This is a genomic window from Pseudomonas sp. AAC, assembly GCF_000725445.1.
Taxonomy (GTDB): domain Bacteria; phylum Pseudomonadota; class Gammaproteobacteria; order Pseudomonadales; family Pseudomonadaceae; genus Pseudomonas; species Pseudomonas citronellolis.
In genome coordinates this window covers 420339-438397 of the sequence record NZ_KL647101.1, presented here as the reverse complement: position 1 = coordinate 438397, position 18059 = coordinate 420339, and the positions used below count along the sequence as shown (strand labels likewise).

Annotated in this window: 18 protein-coding genes and 1 riboswitch; of the genes, 11 read left to right on the top strand and 7 right to left on the bottom strand. The window is 69.7% G+C overall.

Features of this window, described 5'->3' with window-relative positions:
• Nucleotides 1-457: 457 nt before the first annotated feature.
• Nucleotides 458-1207: a substrate-binding periplasmic protein gene (locus FG99_RS27415; protein WP_043273366.1), complete on the bottom strand. Its 750-nt coding sequence runs from the start codon at nt 1205-1207 to the stop codon at nt 458-460.
• A 208-nt stretch (nt 1208-1415) separates the two neighbouring features.
• Between FG99_RS27415 and FG99_RS27410 the strand changes: the two genes are divergently transcribed.
• Nucleotides 1416-2255 carry an SDR family oxidoreductase gene (locus FG99_RS27410; RefSeq protein ID WP_043273365.1) on the top strand — a complete coding sequence of 280 codons (840 nt, stop codon included), beginning with the start codon at nt 1416-1418 and terminating at the stop codon, nt 2253-2255.
• Nucleotides 2256-2282: 27 nt separating this feature from the next.
• Here the strand turns inward: FG99_RS27410 and FG99_RS27405 are convergent, their stop codons facing one another.
• Nucleotides 2283-2936, bottom strand: coding sequence for a YciC family protein (locus tag FG99_RS27405; protein ID WP_043273363.1), 654 nt, complete (start codon nt 2934-2936; stop codon nt 2283-2285).
• 172 nt (nt 2937-3108) lie between these two features.
• Here FG99_RS27405 and FG99_RS27400 point away from each other — a divergent pair, with 172 nt between their 5' ends.
• The 3 genes from FG99_RS27400 (at nt 3109) to FG99_RS27390 (ending at nt 5787) form a co-directional block, all read left to right on the top strand.
• Complete coding sequence (locus tag FG99_RS27400; protein WP_009615682.1) at nt 3109-3846, top strand: DUF2076 domain-containing protein; 738 nt, start codon at nt 3109-3111, stop codon at nt 3844-3846.
• Between the two features lie 87 nt (nt 3847-3933).
• Nucleotides 3934-4410, top strand: a complete 477-nt coding sequence (locus tag FG99_RS27395) for a LabA-like NYN domain-containing protein (RefSeq protein ID WP_043273362.1) — start codon at nt 3934-3936, stop codon at nt 4408-4410.
• Between the two features lie 45 nt (nt 4411-4455).
• A complete protein-coding gene (locus FG99_RS27390; RefSeq protein ID WP_043273361.1) occupies nt 4456-5787 on the top strand; it encodes an RNA helicase RhlE1 in 1332 nt (443 codons plus the stop codon).
• 34 nt (nt 5788-5821) lie between these two features.
• Here the strand turns inward: FG99_RS27390 and FG99_RS27385 are convergent, their stop codons facing one another.
• The 4 genes from FG99_RS27385 to FG99_RS27370 all read right to left on the bottom strand — a co-directional run bounded on the left by FG99_RS27385 (nt 5822) and on the right by FG99_RS27370 (nt 9539).
• On the bottom strand, nt 5822-6193 hold the full coding sequence (locus tag FG99_RS27385; RefSeq protein WP_043273360.1) for a VOC family protein: 372 nt from the start codon (nt 6191-6193) through the stop codon (nt 5822-5824).
• Nucleotides 6194-6254: 61 nt separating this feature from the next.
• Nucleotides 6255-6860 carry a GNAT family N-acetyltransferase gene (locus FG99_RS27380; RefSeq protein WP_043273358.1) on the bottom strand — a complete coding sequence of 202 codons (606 nt, stop codon included), beginning with the start codon at nt 6858-6860 and terminating at the stop codon, nt 6255-6257.
• Nucleotides 6861-6897: 37 nt separating this feature from the next.
• The gene (locus tag FG99_RS27375) at nt 6898-8139 is read right to left on the bottom strand and encodes a TIGR03862 family flavoprotein (RefSeq protein WP_081884747.1); all 1242 of its coding nucleotides are present in this window, start codon (nt 8137-8139) and stop codon (nt 6898-6900) included.
• A 479-nt stretch (nt 8140-8618) separates the two neighbouring features.
• Nucleotides 8619-9539 (bottom strand): histone deacetylase family protein, encoded by a 921-nt coding sequence (locus tag FG99_RS27370; RefSeq protein WP_043273357.1) that lies wholly within the window; start codon nt 9537-9539, stop codon nt 8619-8621.
• Nucleotides 9540-9649: 110 nt separating this feature from the next.
• On the opposite strand from FG99_RS27370, the gene FG99_RS27365 reads away from it, so the two are divergent.
• The 4 genes from FG99_RS27365 to FG99_RS27350 are packed head-to-tail and all read left to right on the top strand — an operon-like array spanning nt 9650 to nt 13288.
• Entirely contained in the window at nt 9650-10213 is a 564-nt protein-coding gene (locus tag FG99_RS27365) for a GNAT family N-acetyltransferase (RefSeq protein WP_043273356.1), read from the top strand.
• Nucleotides 10210-11826, top strand: a complete 1617-nt coding sequence (locus FG99_RS27360; protein ID WP_043273355.1) for a nitroreductase family protein — start codon at nt 10210-10212, stop codon at nt 11824-11826. The genes FG99_RS27365 and FG99_RS27360 overlap by 4 nt, the downstream gene beginning before the upstream one ends.
• Nucleotides 11823-12692: an acyl-CoA thioesterase II gene (gene tesB / locus FG99_RS27355; RefSeq protein WP_009615691.1), complete on the top strand. Its 870-nt coding sequence runs from the start codon at nt 11823-11825 to the stop codon at nt 12690-12692. Before FG99_RS27360 ends, tesB begins: the two co-directional genes overlap by 4 nt.
• A complete protein-coding gene (locus FG99_RS27350; protein ID WP_043273354.1) occupies nt 12689-13288 on the top strand; it encodes an HAD family hydrolase in 600 nt (199 codons plus the stop codon). Before tesB ends, FG99_RS27350 begins: the two co-directional genes overlap by 4 nt.
• An 808-nt stretch (nt 13289-14096) precedes the next feature.
• On the opposite strand, the gene FG99_RS27345 is transcribed toward FG99_RS27350, so the two are convergent.
• Complete coding sequence (locus FG99_RS27345; RefSeq protein ID WP_043273353.1) at nt 14097-15962, bottom strand: TonB-dependent receptor domain-containing protein; 1866 nt, start codon at nt 15960-15962, stop codon at nt 14097-14099.
• Between the two features lie 84 nt (nt 15963-16046).
• Nucleotides 16047-16248: riboswitch (cobalamin riboswitch) on the bottom strand.
• 310 nt (nt 16249-16558) lie between these two features.
• Here FG99_RS27345 and eutS point away from each other — a divergent pair.
• The 3 genes from eutS to eutQ are packed head-to-tail and all read left to right on the top strand — an operon-like array spanning nt 16559 to nt 18056.
• Nucleotides 16559-16894 carry an ethanolamine utilization microcompartment protein EutS gene (gene eutS / locus FG99_RS27340; protein WP_009615694.1) on the top strand — a complete coding sequence of 112 codons (336 nt, stop codon included), beginning with the start codon at nt 16559-16561 and terminating at the stop codon, nt 16892-16894.
• 2 nt (nt 16895-16896) lie between these two features.
• The gene (locus FG99_RS27335; RefSeq protein ID WP_009615695.1) at nt 16897-17364 is read left to right on the top strand and encodes a EutP/PduV family microcompartment system protein; all 468 of its coding nucleotides are present in this window, start codon (nt 16897-16899) and stop codon (nt 17362-17364) included.
• A complete protein-coding gene (gene eutQ, locus FG99_RS27330) occupies nt 17361-18056 on the top strand; it encodes an ethanolamine utilization acetate kinase EutQ (RefSeq protein WP_043273352.1) in 696 nt (231 codons plus the stop codon). Before FG99_RS27335 ends, eutQ begins: the two co-directional genes overlap by 4 nt.
• Nucleotides 18057-18059 lie beyond the last annotated feature (3 nt).

Genomic DNA, 18059 nt, shown 5'->3' with positions numbered 1-18059 from the left:
CCATGTGAGAGTAGGTCATCGTCAAGCACCTATCCCAAAACCCCCGATCAGCCTGGCTGGTCGAGGGTTTTGCTTTGGCGCGCGGAAAAGCCGGAACATCTCCCTGTAGGAGCGGGGCCTGCCCGCGATTCGCGCGCAGGGCGCGCTCCTACATGGATCCTCGCCATGGCGATGGGTATCGCTTCGCTCAACGCCATCCTACGAGGGTACGTCCTGCACCCGTAGGAGCGGACCTTGTCCGCGATTGCCGGCGGTCCCGGCGCGATTCGCGGATGAGATCCGCTACGCCGCCCCACCTGCGCCATTCGCCCTGTAGGAGCGCGCCCTGCGCGCGAATCGCGGGCAGGGCCCGTGAAAGCCATGGCGCTGATGGGTATCGCTTCGCTCAACGCCATCCTACGGGGCTGCATCCCGTAGGAGCGGATTCATCCGCGATCCGGCCGGCAGGCCGGTGGCCTCAGTTCAGCTCGACCTTCTCCCCCTTCGCACTCAACTGCTCGAACGCCTGGTCCAGGCGCTGGCGAAGTTGTTCCGCATCGGGCGTGCGACGGGAGACGATGAGTTTTAACGGTAGACGGTAGAGGGTGTCGTAGGCCAGCGACGGCAGGCCGGCGGCGTTGCGGGCTTCTTCCACCGGGGCCTGGTAGTCCAGCAGGTAGTCGCCTCGTTCGCGCAGAAGCATCTGCAGCGCCGCGCTGTGGGTGCTGGTGCGGTGGACTTCCAGGTTGAGCCGCGGGTCGTCCAGCAACTGCGTGGCGGGCCGCCAGTAGCTGTAGCCGCTGATCAGGATCACCCGGCTGCCGGCCAGCCCCTGGGGCAGGCGCGGGGCGGGATGGGACGCCAGGCGATAGAGGTTGAGGGTGACCTGGCCGAGCACGTGCTCGCACTCCAGGGTGCTTTCGGCCAGCTCGGGCTTGCCGGGGGCCCCGGCCCACAGTTGCACGCTGCCGTCGCGCAGGCCCTGGTAAAGGCGGGCACTGGGCAGGGCCCGGAGTTCGGCGCGGTAGCCGGCCTGGCGCAGCAGCTTGCGGATCAGTTCGGCACCTTCGCCCTGGGTGCTGCCGTCATCGTCGGTATAGATGTACGGCGGGAACTCGTAATAGCCGACCGCCAGCGACTGGGGGCCACCGGCAGGGCCTGGCAGGGCATGGGCCAGCGACGCCGGGAGCAGCGACGAGGCCAACGGGAACAGGAGTTTCTTGAGCATTGCTGCGCCGCACCTTTATCGTTCTTGTGTTGGTGTCTGCATTGAGCATGAGTCGCCAACCGGGGCTTGTCCAGTCCGCGGCCGGCAAAGCGGCGGCGACATTCAAGAGCTGCGACCAGCGGCACAAGGGGCGGCCGGAGCGCGACCGCCACGGGGCTATGCTTGAGGGGCTGCCGGCCGCACCCGGGCCTGGCCGAGGGCTCCGCACATGCCACGCAAGGTCTTCTCCAGCAAGGTCTACCTGCACAAGACGGTCCTGGTGACCGGCGGCTGCTCGGGCATCGGCCGTGCGCTGGTCTTGCGCTTCGCCCAGGCGGGCGCCAGGCCGGTGATCCTCGACCTGGACCAGGCCGCGCTCGACAGCCTGGTGCAGCACCTGCAGCAGCACCTCAACGTCGAGGCCCTGGGGCTGCGCTGCGACATCACCGAACCCGCCGTGGTGGAGCAGGCCGTGGCCGTCGCCATCGAACGCTTCGGCGGCATCGACGTGCTGATCAACAACGCCGGCATCACCCACCGCAGCCTGTTCGCCGAGACCGACCTGAAGGTGTTCCAGCGGGTGATGGCGGTGAACTTCTACGGCGCCCTGCATTGCACCCGGGCGGCCTTGCCCAGCCTGATCGCCCGCCAGGGGCAGATAGTCGTGCTCAGTTCGCTGACCGGCTTCGCCCCCTTGCTCTATCGCAGCGCCTACAACGCCAGCAAGCATGCCCTGCATGGCCTGTTCGACACCCTGCGCATGGAGCTGGAGGGCACCGGCGTTTCGGTGACCCTGGCCTGCCCCGGCTTCACCGCCACCGACCTGCGCAAGAACGCCCTGGTCGGCGACGGCTCGGTTATCCGCCAGCCGGCCGTGGTGCTGGGCAGCGAAGTGGCTTCCCCGCGCGACGTGGCCGAGGCGATCTACCAGGGCGCCCTGCAGCGCAAGCGCCTGCTGGTGCTGTCCAACGTCAACTGGCGCGCGCGCATCCTGGCCCGTTACTGCCCCTGGCTGTTCGAGCGCCTGCTGGTGCCGCGCATGTCCGGGTTGAAGCCGAGCCGGCGCTGAGCGCTCCTGCGCTGCGCGGAGCAGACCTCAGGCTTCCTCGCGTTCCGGGCCGAGGATGTAGATGCGGTAGGCGGCGACGGTCAGCAGCAGCTGGAAGAAGCCGCTGAGGGCGCTGAGCGCCAGGCTGTAGCCGAGGGCGTTCTCGCTCAGCTGCTCGATCCAGCCCTGCAGGGCCCAGGTGGGGGCGAGGATCACCAGCACGGTGCTGAGCAGCAGGAAGAAGTGCCCGCCGGTGAGGCGGAAGCTCTCGCGCATGGCATCGATCGGGCGCAGGCCGCGCTTGACCAGCAGCACCTCGGCGAAGGCCAGCTTGATCATCACGTAGATGCCCGGCAGCACCATCAGCGACAGGCCGATGACGATCAGCAGCGAACTCAGCGCCGAGAGCAGGGCGAAGGCCGGCCACAGGCGCAGAGCCGCGCGCCACAGTTCGCCGACGCCGCGCTGGCGGCCCTCGCCGAAGTCGACCAGGTACAGCAGCAGGCTGGCGGTGTAGATGGGGTAGAAGATCAACCCGGCGGCCATGCCCCAGGGCGCGAACTGCTGGGAATTGGCGGCCATGCTCAGCTGTTGCTGGGTGAGCGTCTCCAGGACGATCCAGGGCAGACAGAGCGGCAGCAGCGTGCCGATGTGGCGGCTGAAGAAGTACCAGGTATCGCGCAGGATGGAGATGGGATTCATCGGCTCGTCTAGGGGACCAGTTGGCAATCGACTCTAACCCATGCCCGGCGGCGCAGACCAGAGTCCCCGCCAGCGTGGATGAAGAAGTTTTCATCGACCGGAACTTGTTTTTTCGCCGGTCGATCCAATCTAGTGATGCGTTCCCTCCCCCGGTGCTCACTCGAGGCCCCAGATGAATTCCGAAGAGCAAACCCTGATCGATGGCCTGTTCACTCGCCTGCAGGAAGCCGAGCGGCAAACCGCGCCGCGCGACGCCCAGGCCGAGGCGCAGATCAACCAGCACCTCGTGCGCCAGCCGGCCGCGCCCTACTACATGGCGCAGGCGATGCTGATCCAGGAGGCGGCGATCAAGCGCCTGGACCAGCGCGTCAAGGAACTCGAAGCCCAGGTCGCCAGCCTGCAGCAGAACCGCCCCAGCAGCGGCGGCTTCCTCGCCGGCCTGTTCGGCGGCGGCCAGCGCGAAGCAGCGGCGCAACCCCAGCAAGCGCAACAGCGCCCGGACGGCTGGGGCCAGACGCGCTTCTCCCAGCCCGGCGCCAATGCCAGCTACGCCAGCAACCCCAACGACTTCCGCCCCGCCGCGGCACCCCAGGCCGCGCCGGCCCAGGGCGGCGGCTTCCTGCGTGGCGCCTTGCAGACCGCCGCGGGCGTGGCCGGCGGCATGATGGTGGCGGACCTGCTGACCAACATGTTCCACCACTCGCAGCCGCAGGAAATCGTCGAGGTGATCCAGGAAGAGGTCCCGGCCGAGCATTTCGACCCGCAATCCTCCGGGCTGGACGACTCCAGCCAGTCCTCCCTCGACGGTGATCGCTACGCCGACAACGGCTTCACCGACACCGGCTACGACGATGGCGGCTTCGCCGACGACTCCAGCTTCTTCGACGACGACGGCGACATGTTCAGCTGATCGATGGCCCCGCGCCGACGACGCGGGGCTGGCGGCGCGGCGGTGGGCTGCGATAATGCGTGCCCACCGCCTGATCCGGAGCCGCCGTTGAAAACCCTCGCCCTGTTTGCCGATGTGCAGAACCTCTACTACACGGTTCGCCAGGCCTACGGCTGCCATTTCAACTACGCCGCCCTGTGGAGCGAGTTGAGCCGCGAAGGCCGCATAGTCGAGGCCTATGCCTACGCCATCGAGCGTGGCGACCCGCGCCAGCAGCAGTTCCAGCAGATCCTCCGCAACCTCGGCTTCGAGGTGAAGCTCAAACCCTACATCCAGCGCAGCGACGGCTCGGCCAAGGGCGACTGGGACGTGGGCATCACCATCGACGTGCTCGACGCCGTGGCGCGGGTGGACGAGATAGTGCTGTGCTCCGGCGACGGCGACTTCGACCTGCTGCTGCAACGCGTCCGCGCCCAGGGCAAGACGGCCGCCGCCTATGGCGTGCCGGGCCTGACCGCGCAGGCGCTGATCCGCTCGGCGACGCGCTACGTGCCCATCGAGGGCGAGCTGCTGCTGCGCCACTAGCGGCTACAATGCCGCCCATTCCCCCTTCCGTTGCGTGAGTGCTCCATGACCTTCGCCGCCCTCGGCCTGATCGAACCCCTGCTGCGCGCCCTCGACGGCCTCGGCTACCAGAACCCGACGCCCGTGCAGGCCCAGGCCATCCCCGCCGTGCTCAAGGGCCGCGACCTGCTGGCCGCGGCGCAGACCGGCACCGGCAAGACCGCCGGCTTCGCCCTGCCGCTGCTGCAGAAGCTGCTGCAGGAAGGCCCGCAGGTGGCCGCCAACTCGGTGCGCGCCCTGGTGCTGGTGCCCACCCGCGAACTGGCCGAGCAGGTGCACGACAGCTTCCGCGCCTATGGCCAGCACGTGCCGCTGCGCACGGCGGTGGCCTACGGCGGGGTGAGCATCAACCCGCAGATGATGAAGCTGCGCAAGGGCGTCGACGTGCTGGTGGCCACCCCCGGGCGGCTGCTCGACCTGTACCGGCAGAACGCCCTGAAATTCACCCAGTTGCAGGTGCTGGTGCTGGACGAGGCCGACCGCATGCTCGACCTGGGCTTCGCCCGCGAGCTGCAAGAAGTGTTCGCCGCGCTGCCGAAGCGGCGCCAGACATTGCTGTTCTCCGCCACCTTCTCCGAGGCGATCCGCCAGATGGCCGGCGGCCTGCTGCGCGACCCGCTGTCCATCGAGGTGGCGCCGCGCAACACCGCGGCGAAGACGGTGAAGCAGCAACTGATCACCGTGGACAAGAAGCGCAAGGCCGAGCTGTTCCTGCACCTGCTGCAGGCCCGCCGTTGGCGCCAGGCCCTGGTGTTCGCCAAGACGCGCAAGGGCGTCGACGAACTGGTCGGCGTGCTCCAGGCCGAAGGCATCGCCGCCGACTCCATCCACGGCGACAAGCCGCAGCCGGCGCGCCTGCGCGCACTGCAGCGGTTCAAGGACGGCGAGGTGGACTTCCTGGTGGCCACCGACGTCGCCGCCCGCGGCCTGGATATCGACCAGATGCCGCTGGTGGTCAACTTCGACCTGCCCATCGTCGCCGAGGACTACGTGCACCGCATCGGCCGCACCGGCCGCGCCGGCGCCAGCGGTCAGGCCCTGTCGCTGGTGTGCGCCGACGAGGTGCAGCAACTGGCGGCCATCGAGACGCTGATCGGGCAACTGCTGCCGCGTTCCGAAGAAGACGGCTTCGAGGCCGAGCACAGGGTGCCGCAGACGACCCTGGGCGGCCAGGTGCTGAAGAAGCCGAAGAAACCCAAGCAGCCCAAGGTGCCGGCCAAGCCGGGCAATATCCACCTGGGCGAGCTGCTGGCCGACAAGCCGCAGGTGAAGGCGGTGCGCAAGGCGCCGGGCTTCGCCAAGGCGCCGGCCGGCAAGGGCAAGCCGAAGGGCCGTTGAGGGCGCGAGGGGGTACGAAAGGCCGTGCCCCCGCTCAATCGAGGTTGTGGCCGATACGCCACAACACCCCGCTCGGATCATGTAGCGTGAAGTCCCGCATCCGCCAAGCCCGATCCTCCGGCTCCCCCAACTGCACCCCATAACGCCCGGCGATATCGATCCCGCGCAGACGCTGCCACCAGGCATCGGCGTCCTCCACCAGCAGGTGCAGCATCAGGTTCTCGGCGAATTCCTTCACGTAGTAGTTCTGCAGCAGGAAGGCGCAGTGGTCGCCGTGATGGAAGTAGCTCAGCTCCTCCGAGCTCCACGGGTTGGCGAAGCCCAGGTCGCGGTAGAAGGCCTGGGACTGGGCGTAGTCGCGGGCCGGGACGAAGACTTTCAGTTCGACGCTGTTCAGCTTGCTCATGGCGCTTCCTTGTCGTGGCACTGGCCTCTGCCGGGCGGCTGGCGCGCAGTCTAGCGCAGGCTCAGAGGGCGCGCTGCATGTAGCGGTGGCTGGCCACGCCCGGCAGGTTGGAGTGTCGCTCGGCCTGCACCGCGAAGCCCAGGCGCTCGTACAGCGCCTGGGCCCGCGGGTTGGCCACCGACACGTCGAGGGCGGCCATGGGCAGGCCGGCGCGGCGGCCGCGCTCGAGGAAGTGGGCGACCAGTTGGCTGCCCAGGCCTTCGCCGCGCAGTTCCGGCGCCACGCCGAGGTGGGCGAGGTACAGCGTCCGTTTCGGCGGCGGGCAGATGATCCGCTCCAGTTGCAGGCCACGGCGGATCACCGCCGCCGCGCCCAGGCCGAAGAAGCCGAATATCTGCCGGCTGGCGGCGAGCAGGTAGCCGAGGTTGGCCTCGCCGCCGAACACGGTGCCCACCGCCACCACCCGCCCGTTCAGTTCGCCTACCGTGTGCTGGCGCCAGCCGAACTGGCCGCCGCCCTGGACGAAGGCGTGGCGCAGGAAGTCCTGGGCGCTGTTGCGCCCCGGGCGGGCGAAGGCATAGTCGAAGGCATCGGGGCCGGAGCTGTAGATCAGCGGGACGGCGGCGTCGACGTCCTCGGGGCGGGCCGGGCGGAAGCTCAGGGGCATGGCGCGGACTCTGCTGGGGAGAATCCGCAATCTAGCACTATGGTTCCAATTTCAGCCAGCGCAAGGCGCCCAGGCCGGCGGCGCGGCCGCTGGCGAAGCAGGCGGTGAGCAGGTAGCCGCCGGTGGGCGCCTCCCAGTCGAGCATCTCGCCGGCGCAGAACACGCCGGGCAGGGCGTCCAGCATCAGCTGCTTATCCATAGCCTCGAAGGTGACGCCGCCGGCGCTGCTGATGGCTTCGTCCAGCGGGCGCGGGCGCACCACCGTCAGCGGCAGGGCCTTGATCAGCGCGGCCAGGCGCTGCGGCTCGGCGTAGTCGGCGGCTGTGGACAACTCGCGCAGCAGGCCGGCGCGCACGCCGTCCAGGCCCAGGCGGCCGCGCAGGTGGTTGGCCATGGACTTGGAGCCGCGCGGCTGGGCCAGGGCTTTCGCCACCTGCTCGATGCTGCGGTTGGGCAGCAGGTCGAGCAATACGCTGGCCGAGCCGTCGCGGGCGATGCGCTCGCGGATGCCGGCGGACAGCGCATAGACCAGGCTGCCCTCGATGCCGCCGGCGGTGACCACGAATTCGCCCTGGCGCGGCGCCTCGCCCTCCAGGCCCATGGCCACCGGCTTGACCGGCGCGCCGGCGAACTTGTCGCGGAAGAACTCGCTCCAGCCCGCCACCTCGAAGCCGCAGTTCGACGGCCGCAGGGGCGCGACCGCCACGCCGCGCGCCTGCAGCGTCGGCACCCAGGCGCCGTCGGAACCCAGGCGTTGCCAGCTGCCGCCGCCCAGGGCCAGCACGGTCACGTCGGCCTGCAGGGCCTGGCGCCCTTCGGGGCCGTCGATCAGCAGGCGGCCTTGTTCGTCCCAGCCCTGCCAGCGGCTGCGGGTGTGGATAACCACGCCGCTGTCGCGCAGGCGCTTGAGCCAGGCGCGCAACAGGGGCGCGGCCTTCATGTCGGTGGGGAAGACGCGGCCGGACGTGCCGACGAAAGTATTTATCCCCAGGCCATGGATCCACTCGCGCAGGGCCTGGCTGTCGAAATCCGCGAGCAGCGCGCCGATTTCCCCGCGGCGTTCGCCGTAGCGGCCGACGAAGGCCGCCTGATCTTCGGAGTGGGTGATGTTCATGCCACCCACGCCGGCCAGCAGGAACTTGCGCCCCACCGAGGGCATGGCGTCGTACAGCGCCACGCGCACGCCGGCGCCGGCCAGTACTTCGGCGGCCATCAGGCCGGCGGGGCCGCCGCCGATGACGATGGCGCTGGGGGAGGGCAGGGAGCTGTGCTCGGTCATGGGCTGGGCATGGTCGGTGGAAAGGGCGCGCATTCTAGCCTAGCCGCTGGCGGCCGGGGCTGGTCAATTCGCCGGCGCCTGCGCGGGGGCCCCGGCGCGTAAGCAAGTCACAGGTTTGTACCCAGGATATCCACAGGCGGCTCCACAGCTTTCGGGGACAACGTTGCCACACGTAGGATGGGTGGAGCGTAGCGATACCCATCGAATGCAGCATGGGTTTCGCAAGCTCAACCCATCCTACGGGTGTGCTGGTCATATTTTGTTCGTTGGGCTGGAGGTCCCGTGAATACTGGGCTGCAGCGAATACCCCGCAGTTTTTCCACAGGAGGTTCCACAGCATCCGTGGAAAAGTCGCACCTTTTCCTCCGAACGCTGTCTGGTCATCTTTCGTACATCCGGCTGCGGCCCAGGCCCGGCGTGGGCCAGGGCAGACTCCCCGCAGGTTTTCCACAGGTTGCTCCACAGTTGCCGTGGACAACTCAGCCCAGGCCCAGGCGCTGCCAGACGCGCTGCGCGCTGTGGTGGAGAATGCCGTGGCGCCGGGCCAGGGCCGCGCGGTCCTTGTCGTAGCCGCCGCCGATCACCCCCAGCACCGGGATGTCGCGGGCCAGGCAGCGTTCGATCACGCGCTCGTCGCGGGCGGCCAGGCCGGCGTCGGTGAGGTTCAGGTAGCCCAGGGCGTCGTCCTTGTGCACGTCCACCCCGGCGTCGTAGAGCACCAGGTCCGGCTGGTACAGCGGCAGCAGGTAGTCCAGCGCCTCGTCCACCACCCGCAGGTAGTCGGCGTCGCCCATGTGCAGCGGCAGGGGGATGTCCCAGTCGCTGTGCGCCTTGCGCGCGGGGAAGTTCTTCTCGCAGTGCAGCGAGACGGTGATGGCGTCCGGCACCTGCTCCAGGATGCGCGCGGTGCCGTCGCCCTGGTGCACGTCGCAGTCGAAGATCAGCACGCGCCCGGCGCGGCCGCTTGCCAGTAGGTGCAGGGCGATCACCGCCAGGTCGTTGAAGATGCAGAAGCCCGAGGCGTGGTCGTGGTGCGCATGGTGGGTGCCGCCGGCGAGGTGGCAGGCCAGCCCGTGCCTTAGCGCCAGGTCGGCGCCCAGCAGCGAGCCGCCCACCGCCCGCACCGTGCGCCGGGCCAGGGCCTCGCTCCAGGGCAGGCCGAGGCGGCGCAGTTCCTCGCGGCTCATGTCGCCGCTGCAGTAGCGCTCGATGTAGCCGCGGTCGTGGGCCAGGGCGAGGATGTCCGCCGGGCAGGGCTCGGGGCGCAGCAGCGCCGCGTCGCTGGTCAGGCCGCTGTCCACCAGGTGTTCCTTGAGCAGGCGGAACTTCTCCATGGGGAAGCGGTGGCCGGCGGGAAAGGGCGGGCTGTAGTCGTCGTGGTAGACCAGGGGCAACGGCATGGGGCAGGGCTCGGGCGGTTCAGCAGCAAGGGTAAGCCGGCCCCGCGGCCGGGCGCCAGGGCCGCGCATGGGGCACAATAGGCAGCTGACGAATCTTGCCGAGGCGAACCATGCACCTGCCCAGCCTGAGCACTCCGCGCCTGCTGCTGCGCCCCTGGCGCGACGGCGACCTGGAGGCCTTCGCCGCCCTCAACGCCGACCCCGAGGTGATGCGCCACTTCCCCGCCTGCATGGGCCGCGAGGACAGCGACGCCCTGGCCGCGCGCATCCACGCGCACTTCGCCGAGCACGGCTTCGGCCAGTGGATAGTCGAGCGCCGCGACGACGGCGCCTTCCTCGGCGTGCTGGGCGTGCAGCACGTGGGCTTCGAGGCCGCCTTCACCCCGGCGGTGGAGATCGGCTGGCGCCTGAGCCGGGCGTTCTGGCGCCAGGGCTATGCGCTGGAGGCAGCGCGGGCGGTGCTGGAGTACGCCTTCGCGCACCTGCGCCTGACCGAGGTGGTGGCCTTCACCGTGCCGGCCAACCTGCCGTCCCAGGGCCTGATGCAACGCCTGGGCATGCGGCGTGATGCGGCCGCCGACTTCGAGCACCCGCGCCTGCCCCAGGGCCACGCGCTGCGCCCGCACGTGCTGTTCCGCATCAGCCGCGAGCAATGGCTGGAGGCGCAGACATGAGCGCCGCCGACGATGTGCGCGCCTACCACGCGCTGAGCTGCCACGCCCCGGAGCGCTTCGCCCCTGGGCCCGGCCAACTGGACTGGGCGACCCAGCCGGCGCCCTTCCGCCGCTACGCCGGGGCGCGGCCGATCGAATTGCTGCACCGCCCGCAGGAGGAATCGCCGGGCTACGACGGCGTGTTCGCCGGCCCCCTCGGCGAGCCCGCGCCGCTGGGCCTGGAAAGCGTCTCGCAACTGCTCTACGACAGCCTGGCGATCTCCGCCTGGAAGCAAGCCGGCGGCAGCCGCTGGGCGCTGCGCGTCAACCCCTCCAGCGGCAACCTGCACCCCACCGAGGCCTACCTGCTGCTGCCGGCCGGGGCTGTGGACAAGTCCGCCGTGCTGGCCCACTACACTGCCGACGAACACCTGCTGGAAGTGCGCGCCGAGCTACCGCCCGCCATGGCGCAGCAACTGCCAGGCGCCGGCCTGCTGCTGGCGCTGGCCAGCATTCCCTGGCGCGAGGCCTGGAAGTACGGCGAGCGCGCCTACCGCTACTGCCAGCACGACTTCGGCCACGCGCTGGCGGCCCTGGCCATCGCCGCGGCCATCCAGGGTTGGGAAGTGCGGCTGCTGCGCGCGGTGGACGAGCGCAGTCTGGATGCCGCGTTCGGCCTCGACCGCGAAGGTTTCCACGAGCGCGAAGCGGTGGATGCGCTGCTGTGGATAGGTCCGCCCCAGGACGGCGAGCCCCGTGTGCCCGAGGCGCTACTGCGGGGACTGGCGGCGTTGGAACTGCAAGGCGCTCCGAATCGCCTCTCGCGCAGTTACCGGCACTGGCCGGAGCTGGAGCGCGTCCACGCGCTGTGCCGCGCGCCGGCGCTGGCTCCCGCCGATTGGCGCCTGCCGCGCGCCGAGGCGACTGCGGACAACCCCGGCCTGCCATTGCGCCCGATCCTCCACCGCCGGCGCAGCGCGCAGAGCCTGGACGGCCGCAGCGGCATCCACGCCGAACTGCTGCTGGCCTGGCTGCGCCGCCTGCTGCCGGAAAACTCGCCGGTGCCCTTCGCCTGCTCGGGCGAGCCGCCGCGCCTCGACCTGCTGCTGTTCGTCCACCGCGTCCAGGGCCTGGCGCCGGGGCTCTACTGGCTGGGCCGCAGCGGCCGCGCGCCGGGCGGGTTGCGCGGGGACTTCCAGTGGCGCCGGGCGGATGCCGAACTACCGCTGTACCTGTTGCTGGAAGGCGACGCCCGCCAGCTTTCGGCCTTCCTTTCCTGCGGCCAGGACATCGCCAGCGACGGCTGCGTGGCCTTCGCCATGCTCGCCGACCTGGACGCCGCCCTGGCCGAAGGCCCCTGGACCTACCCGCGGCTGTACTGGGAGGCCGGGCAGATCGGCCAACTGCTCTACCTGGAGGCCGAGGCCGCCGGGCTCTCGGGCACCGGCATCGGCTGCTACTTCGACGAGGCGCTGCGGGAATTGCTCGGCGAAGGCCCGGACCGCCCGGTCAGCCTCTATCATTTCACCATCGGCCGCGCGGTATGGGACACTCGCCTGAGCAGTTCGCCCGCGTACCCCCAGCCGCGCCGCCCGCATCCCATTCGCAGTACCGATTCCGAGGAAACGTCATGACCCAGATCCTGGACAACCTGGTGGCTTTGCTGAGCCTGGAACCCATCGAGGAGAACCTGTTCCGGGGCATCAGCCAGGACCTCGGCTTCCGCCAGCTGTACGGCGGCCAGGTGCTCGGCCAGGCGCTGTCGGCGGCCAGCCAGACGGTGGAGCCGGCGCGCCACGTGCACTCCATGCACGGCTACTTCCTGCGCCCGGGCGACGCCAGCATGCCGGTGGTCTACCAGGTCGACCGCGTGCGCGACGGCGGCACCTTCAGCACCCGCCGCGTCACGGCGATCCAGAAGGGCCAGCCGATCTTCGCCCTGAGCACCTCCTTCCAGTACGACGAGGAGGGCTTCCAGCACCAGATCCCGATGCCCGATGTGGTCGGCCCGGAGAACCTGCCGACGGACCTGGAGCTCAAGCAGCGCAGCATCGCCCAGTTCCCCGAGCGTATCCGCGACAAGCTGCTGTACCCCAAGCCCATCGAGATCCGCCCGGTCACCCAGAACGACCCCTACGACCCGCAGGTCGGCGAGCCGATCAAGTACCTCTGGCTGCGCGCCGACGGCAAGCTGCCGGACGTGCCGGCGCTGCACAAGTACATCCTCGCCTACGCCTCGGACTTCGGTTTCCTCACCACCTCGCTGCTGCCCCACGGCCGCTCGGTGTGGCAGAAGGACATGCAGGTGGCCACCATCGACCACTCCGTGTGGTTCCACCGCGACCTGCGCGCGGACGAGTGGCTGCTGTACGCCATCGACAGCCCCTGGGCCGGCAACGGCCGCGGCTTCGTGCGCGGCAGCATCTTCAACCGCGACGGCCAGTTGGTGGCCTCGTCGACCCAGGAAGGCCTGATCCGCCGCCGCGAGGACTGGGCATGAAACCGGGCCTGATCCGCCACTGGGTGTTCGACATGGACGGCACCCTGACCCTGGCGGTGCACGACTTCCCGGCGATCAAGCGGGCCCTGGGCATTCCCCAGGAAGACGACATCCTCACCCACCTGGCGGCGCTGCCCGCGGCCGAGGCGGCGGCCAAGCACGCCTGGCTGCTGGAGCACGAACGCGAGCTGGCGTTGGCCTCCACCGCCGCGCCCGGCGCGGTGGACCTGGTGCGCGCGCTGCACGAGGCCGGCTACCGCCTCGGCATCCTCACCCGCAACGCCCACGAGCTGGCGCTGGTGACCCTGCAGGCCATCGGCCTGGGCGACTGCTTCGCCAGCGGCGACATCCTCGGCCGCGGCGAAGCCCGGCCCAAGCCCAACCCGGACGGCCTGCTGCACCTGGCCGAGCGTTGGGGCGTGCAGCCCAAAGACATGCTGATGGTCGGCGACTACCGCTTCGACCTGGAATGCGGCCGCGCGGCGGGCAGCTACACGGCGCTGGTCAACCTGGCGGAAAACCCCTGGCCGGAACTGAGCGACTGGCACGCCGCGGATTGCGCAGCCCTGGGACGCCTGGCCGGGGTGTTGGCGTAGGGCGAATAACGCTCTGCGTTATCCGCCGCTTAATGGCGATCCCCGGCGGCGCCGAGGTTGGCCTGGGCGCCGTCCGCCCTGCCGGCGGAATCGCGGATGAATCCGCTCCTACGGGTGAGAATGCCATGCCTCACGGCAACCTGTAGGAGCGGGCCCTGCCCGCGAAATCGCGCGCAGGGCGCGCTCCTACATTGGAATGGCGCGGGTGGTTCTGGCTATCGCGGACAAGGTCCGCTCGAAGTGCGGAGAAACGCCGTCGTAGGATGGGTTGAGCGAAGCGATACCCATCACCACGGCAGCATGGGTTTCGCAGGCTCAACCCATCCTACGAAGCGCGCCTCGGCGCAAGTTGTCCCAACGGGGACATGCCGTGCAGCATGGCGAATGCGTAGGGCGAATAACGCTCCGCGTTATCCGCCGCTTAACGGCGATCCCCGGCGGCGCCGAGGTTGGCCTGGGCGCCGTCCGCCCTGCCGGCGGAATCGCGGATGAATCCGCTCCTACGGGTGAGAATGCCATGCCTCACGGCAACCTGTAGGAGCGGGCCCTGCCCGCGATTTCGCGCGCAGGGCGCGCTCCTACATTGGAATGGCGCGGGTGGTTCCGGCTATCGCGGACAAGGTCCGCTCGAAGTGCGGAGAAACGCCGTCGTAGGATGGGTTGAGCGAAGCGATACCCATCATCACGGCAGCATGGGTTTCGCAGGCTCAACCCATCCTACGAAGAGCGTCTCGGCGCGGTCAGCAAGACAGTTGCCCCTACTGGGCCGTGACGAGGTGCTCTTCGTAGCGGGCCTTGCCCGCGATGGCTACAACTCCGGCGTCCAGGTCAACGCCAGCAGCGCGGTGCGGCCGGCTTCCTTGTAGTGCAGGGTTTCGCTGGGGAAACCCATGGGATCGGTCGGGCGCTGGTAGCTGGCGCGGGCGTAGTCGCGGTCCAGCAGGTTCTGCAGCTTCAGGTCCCAGCGCAGGGTTTCGCTGAACTGCCAGCTGCCGCGCAGATCGAGCACGCCGTAGCCGCCCAGGCGGTCCTGGTTGGCCGCGTCGGCGTAGCTGTTGCTCAGCGCGCGCCAGGTGCCGCCGACGCCGAAGGCGCCGAACTGGCGGTCCAGGTCCAGGCTCAGGGTGCGCCGGGCGCGGCGCGGCAGGGTGTGGCCGGTGTCGCGGTCGCGCGGGTCGATGATGCTCAGGCCGAGGTTGGCCTGCCAGCCGAGGACCTCACGGGCCAGGCTGGCCTCGAAGCCGTCGATGCGCGCCTTGGCGATGTTCTGCGGCATGTTGCTGGCGCTGTCCCAGGCGATCAGGTCGTCCACCTCGGTACGGTACAGCGCGGCCTCCAGGTGCGTGCCGGCGAAGTCGCCGCGCCATTGCAGCTCGTAGGTCTTCGAGGTCTCGGCCTTCAGGTCCGGGTTGCTGGCGCCGGGGTAGTAGAGGTCGCTGAAGGTCGGCGCGCGGAAGCCCTCGCCGTAGCTGGCGATCCAGCTCTGGTTGTCACCTACCGGCAGGGTGACGGCGGCGTTCCAGCTGTTCTGCGAGCCGTAGCGCTCGTTGTCGTCGTGGCGCAGGCCCAGCTCGGTGGAGAAGGCCTCGCCCTTGAAGCTGTGCTGGGCGAAGAAGGCGTGGTTGGTGCGGCTGTCCTCGGCGAAGGCGGTGCTGCCCTCGACCTTGTCCTCGTACCAGTCCGCGCCCAGGGCGAGCTGGTTGCGCGCGTCCAACTGCAGGCGGTTGAGCCAGCTGGCCGAATGCCGGGTGGTTTCCAGGGTGCCGTTGTTCCACACCTCGGCGGCGCCGACGGCCTTGTTGCGGTCGAAGCTGCGGCCCAGCTCCACGCGGCTGTTCCACATCGAGGTCAGCTGGCCTTCGAGGTAGCCGCTGTAGCTGCTGACGCGGAACTCGTCGTGGGGCTCGGCGGGGGCGTAGCTGTAGGCGTCGTCGTATTCGCTGTCGCCGCGCTGGTCGTTGAGGCTGAAGCCGGCCTTCCAGTCGTCGTTCAGGCGGTGGTCCAGGTTCAGGTGCACGGCCTTGTTGCGCTGGCCGTCGTGGTCGCTGTCGGCGCCGACGTTGTCGCGGGTGTAGTCGTAGCCGCGGCTCTCGTCGAGGCTGGCGCCGAGGTCGAAGCGGGTGCGCTCGTCGCCGCCGGCGAGCGAGGCGCTGCGCTGGAAGGTGCCGTTGCTGCCGGCGGCCAGGCGCACTTGCGGGTGCAGGCCGGCTTCGCCGCGGCGGGTGAAGATCTGGATCACCCCGCCGATGGCGTCGGCGCCGTACAGCGCCGAACGCGGGCCGCGGGTCACTTCCACGCGCTCGATGTTGTCGATGCTCAGGTAGTCCAGGCGGGCGATGCCGCTGCTGGCCGAGGCGATGCGCTGGCCGTCCACCAGCACCAGCGTTTGGCCGGGGTTGGTGCCGCGCAGGAAGTAGCTGGTCAGGCCGCCGGCGTTGCTCAGCTGCACGCCGGGTACGCGCTGCAGCAGCTCGGGCACGCTGCGCGCCTGCAGGCGCTCGATGTCGTCGTGGGTGAAGACGGTGTTGGCCGCAGTGGCCTGGCCGCGGGGTTCGGCCTGGCGCGCCGAGGTGATGACCATCGACGGCAACTGGTAGGCCTGTTCGGCATCGTCGCCGGCGAAGGCCGCCGCGGGCAGCACGGCGACGGCCAGGGCAAGACGGGAAAGTTTCATCGCTGGGGTTCCTCAAAAGTGGACTTTCGAGGAGGGCTGGCAAGGGCGGGAGTGGCCGCGCTTGAAGGTGCGGCCCTCCGCAACACCTGTCATGCGTGTCGAGGGCGGTCTCCGGGCTGCCGACTCGCACGCTCCCGGCCTTCCCATGCGTGGCGCACAGTGGCGGATTGGAGCGCGGCAGGCGCAAGGCCTGCGGTCGGTTACCGTTGCGGGGGCAGCGCAGGCCTTTCACCTGCTTCCCGTTACCTCGAACGAAAACGTGCGCACCTTACGAACAACGCGACGGCCGGGCAAGTCGGGCCGATGCGGAACCTGTCCGTCAGACGCCCCTTTCCTCTGCGGCCCGTCACGTCCATGGCGGCGCCCCGCCTGCGCCCGGGCGCTTTCCGGCGGCTGCGACAAAGTCACTCAGCACGCTGCGAACCGCGGCCGGAAAGCTCCGGCCGGCAACCGCGAATGCGGCGCCACGCGGGCGTTCCAGCCGGTTTTTGTAGGAGTTTTCTGGTCTTTCGGGGCGGCGGAAAACTTTGCCGGATTTTGATAGGGCCGCCGTCCGGGCACTTGTTAGCTTCCTAAGCAGTAGAGGAGGGGAGCACGTGTCCAAAGAGCGCATCATCCAGGAATTCGTCCCGGGCAAGCAGGTGACCCTGGCGCACCTGATCGCGCATCCCCAGGAGGAGCTGTCGAGCAAGATCGGCGTTCCCGGGGCGCAGGCCATCGGCATCATGACCCTCACCCCGGGCGAGACCGCGATGATCGCCGGCGACTTCGCCACCAAGGCCGCCGACGTGCGCATCGGCTTCCTCGACCGCTTCAGCGGCGCGCTGGTGCTGCACGGCAGCGTCGGCGCGGTGGAGGAGGCGCTGGCGCAGACCTGCGCCGCCCTCGGCCGGCTGCTGGACTACAGCGTCTGCCCGGTGACCAGGAGCTGACCATGGACGCGCCGCGTTATGCCCTGATCGGTGGCGTCGGAGCCGGCAAGACCACCCTGTTCAACGCCCTGTGCGGCAACCCCGAAGCGGCGCGCAAGACCCAGGCGCTGGACTACGGCCCCGGCGGCGCGCTGGACACCCCCGGCGAGTTCGTCAGCCACCCGCGCCTGTACCGCGCGCTGATCACCAGCACCGACGACGTCGACACCCTGGTCTACGTGCACCCCGCCGACTCGACGGAGTGCCGGCTGCCGCCCGGGCTGCTGGACATCCATGCCGGCAAGCGGCTGATCGGGGTGATCAGCAAGTGCGACCTGCCCGGCGTCGACCTGCCCGCCATCGAACGCCTGCTGCGCGCCCACGGCATCGACGGCGCGATCGTCCACACCGCCAGCGACGACCCCGCCAGCATCGAGCGCCTGCGCGCGCTGTTGAACGCACGGAATCCGATCGAGGACCTGTTGAGATGAAGAAGCTGATTACCGCCAATGACATCCGTGAAGCCATCGCCGCCGGGCAGAGTTCCCTGGCCGTGGAGCTGCCGCGCTGCATCGTCACCCCGGAGGCGCGCACGGTCGCCGAACAGGCGGGCCTGGCGCTGGTCGAGCGGGTGGCCGGCGAGCCGGCGGCGGCCGCGAGTGAACCGGCCGCGGCCGGGCCGAGCGAGGACGAGCTGGCGCGGATTCGCGCCGAGGTGCTGGCGCGGCTGCCCGCCGAAGTGGACGCGCAACTGGTCGACCAACTGGTGCGCAAGGCCGCGCAACAGGGCGGCGCCTGCGTGGCCCGGGCGGCCTTCGAGGCGCGCACCGGCGCCGGCGGGATCAAGCTGGTGAAGGGCGGCAGCGTGCGCTTCGGCCGCCTGGAAGGCGTGCCGGGCGAATACCAGATCGGCATCACCGACGTGGTCGGCGCCGAGGACGGCAGCAGCATGGGCGCCGGCTTCATGCAGTGGGAAAACGCCTTCTTCCCCTGGACGCTGAACTACGACGAAGTGGACCTGGTGCTGGAGGGCGAGCTGCACATCCGCCAGAACGGCGAGACCCTGGTGGGCCAGCCCGGCGACCTGCTGTTCATTCCCAAGGGCAGCGCCATCGAGTTCGGCACCCCCAGCCGGGTGCGCTTCCTCTACGTGGCCTGGCCGGCCAACTGGCAGGAACAGTGAGGC

Coding starts and splice junctions, on each gene's coding strand:
- FG99_RS27390 (WP_043273361.1), top strand. CDS start 4,456: ATGACCTTCGCCGCCCTCGGCCTGATCGAACCCCTGCTGCGCGCCCTC.
- FG99_RS27415 (WP_043273366.1), bottom strand. CDS start 1,207: ATGCTCAAGAAACTCCTGTTCCCGTTGGCCTCGTCGCTGCTCCCGGCG.
- FG99_RS27380 (WP_043273358.1), bottom strand. CDS start 6,860: ATGCCCCTGAGCTTCCGCCCGGCCCGCCCCGAGGACGTCGACGCCGCC.
- FG99_RS27385 (WP_043273360.1), bottom strand. CDS start 6,193: ATGAGCAAGCTGAACAGCGTCGAACTGAAAGTCTTCGTCCCGGCCCGC.
- FG99_RS27410 (WP_043273365.1), top strand. CDS start 1,416: ATGCCACGCAAGGTCTTCTCCAGCAAGGTCTACCTGCACAAGACGGTC.
- FG99_RS27400 (WP_009615682.1), top strand. CDS start 3,109: ATGAATTCCGAAGAGCAAACCCTGATCGATGGCCTGTTCACTCGCCTG.
- FG99_RS27370 (WP_043273357.1), bottom strand. CDS start 9,539: ATGCCGTTGCCCCTGGTCTACCACGACGACTACAGCCCGCCCTTTCCC.
- FG99_RS27375 (WP_081884747.1), bottom strand. CDS start 8,139: ATGACCGAGCACAGCTCCCTGCCCTCCCCCAGCGCCATCGTCATCGGC.
- tesB (WP_009615691.1), top strand. CDS start 11,823: ATGACCCAGATCCTGGACAACCTGGTGGCTTTGCTGAGCCTGGAACCC.
- FG99_RS27350 (WP_043273354.1), top strand. CDS start 12,689: ATGAAACCGGGCCTGATCCGCCACTGGGTGTTCGACATGGACGGCACC.
- FG99_RS27365 (WP_043273356.1), top strand. CDS start 9,650: ATGCACCTGCCCAGCCTGAGCACTCCGCGCCTGCTGCTGCGCCCCTGG.
- eutQ (WP_043273352.1), top strand. CDS start 17,361: ATGAAGAAGCTGATTACCGCCAATGACATCCGTGAAGCCATCGCCGCC.
- FG99_RS27345 (WP_043273353.1), bottom strand. CDS start 15,962: ATGAAACTTTCCCGTCTTGCCCTGGCCGTCGCCGTGCTGCCCGCGGCG.
- FG99_RS27360 (WP_043273355.1), top strand. CDS start 10,210: ATGAGCGCCGCCGACGATGTGCGCGCCTACCACGCGCTGAGCTGCCAC.
- FG99_RS27335 (WP_009615695.1), top strand. CDS start 16,897: ATGGACGCGCCGCGTTATGCCCTGATCGGTGGCGTCGGAGCCGGCAAG.
- FG99_RS27405 (WP_043273363.1), bottom strand. CDS start 2,936: ATGAATCCCATCTCCATCCTGCGCGATACCTGGTACTTCTTCAGCCGC.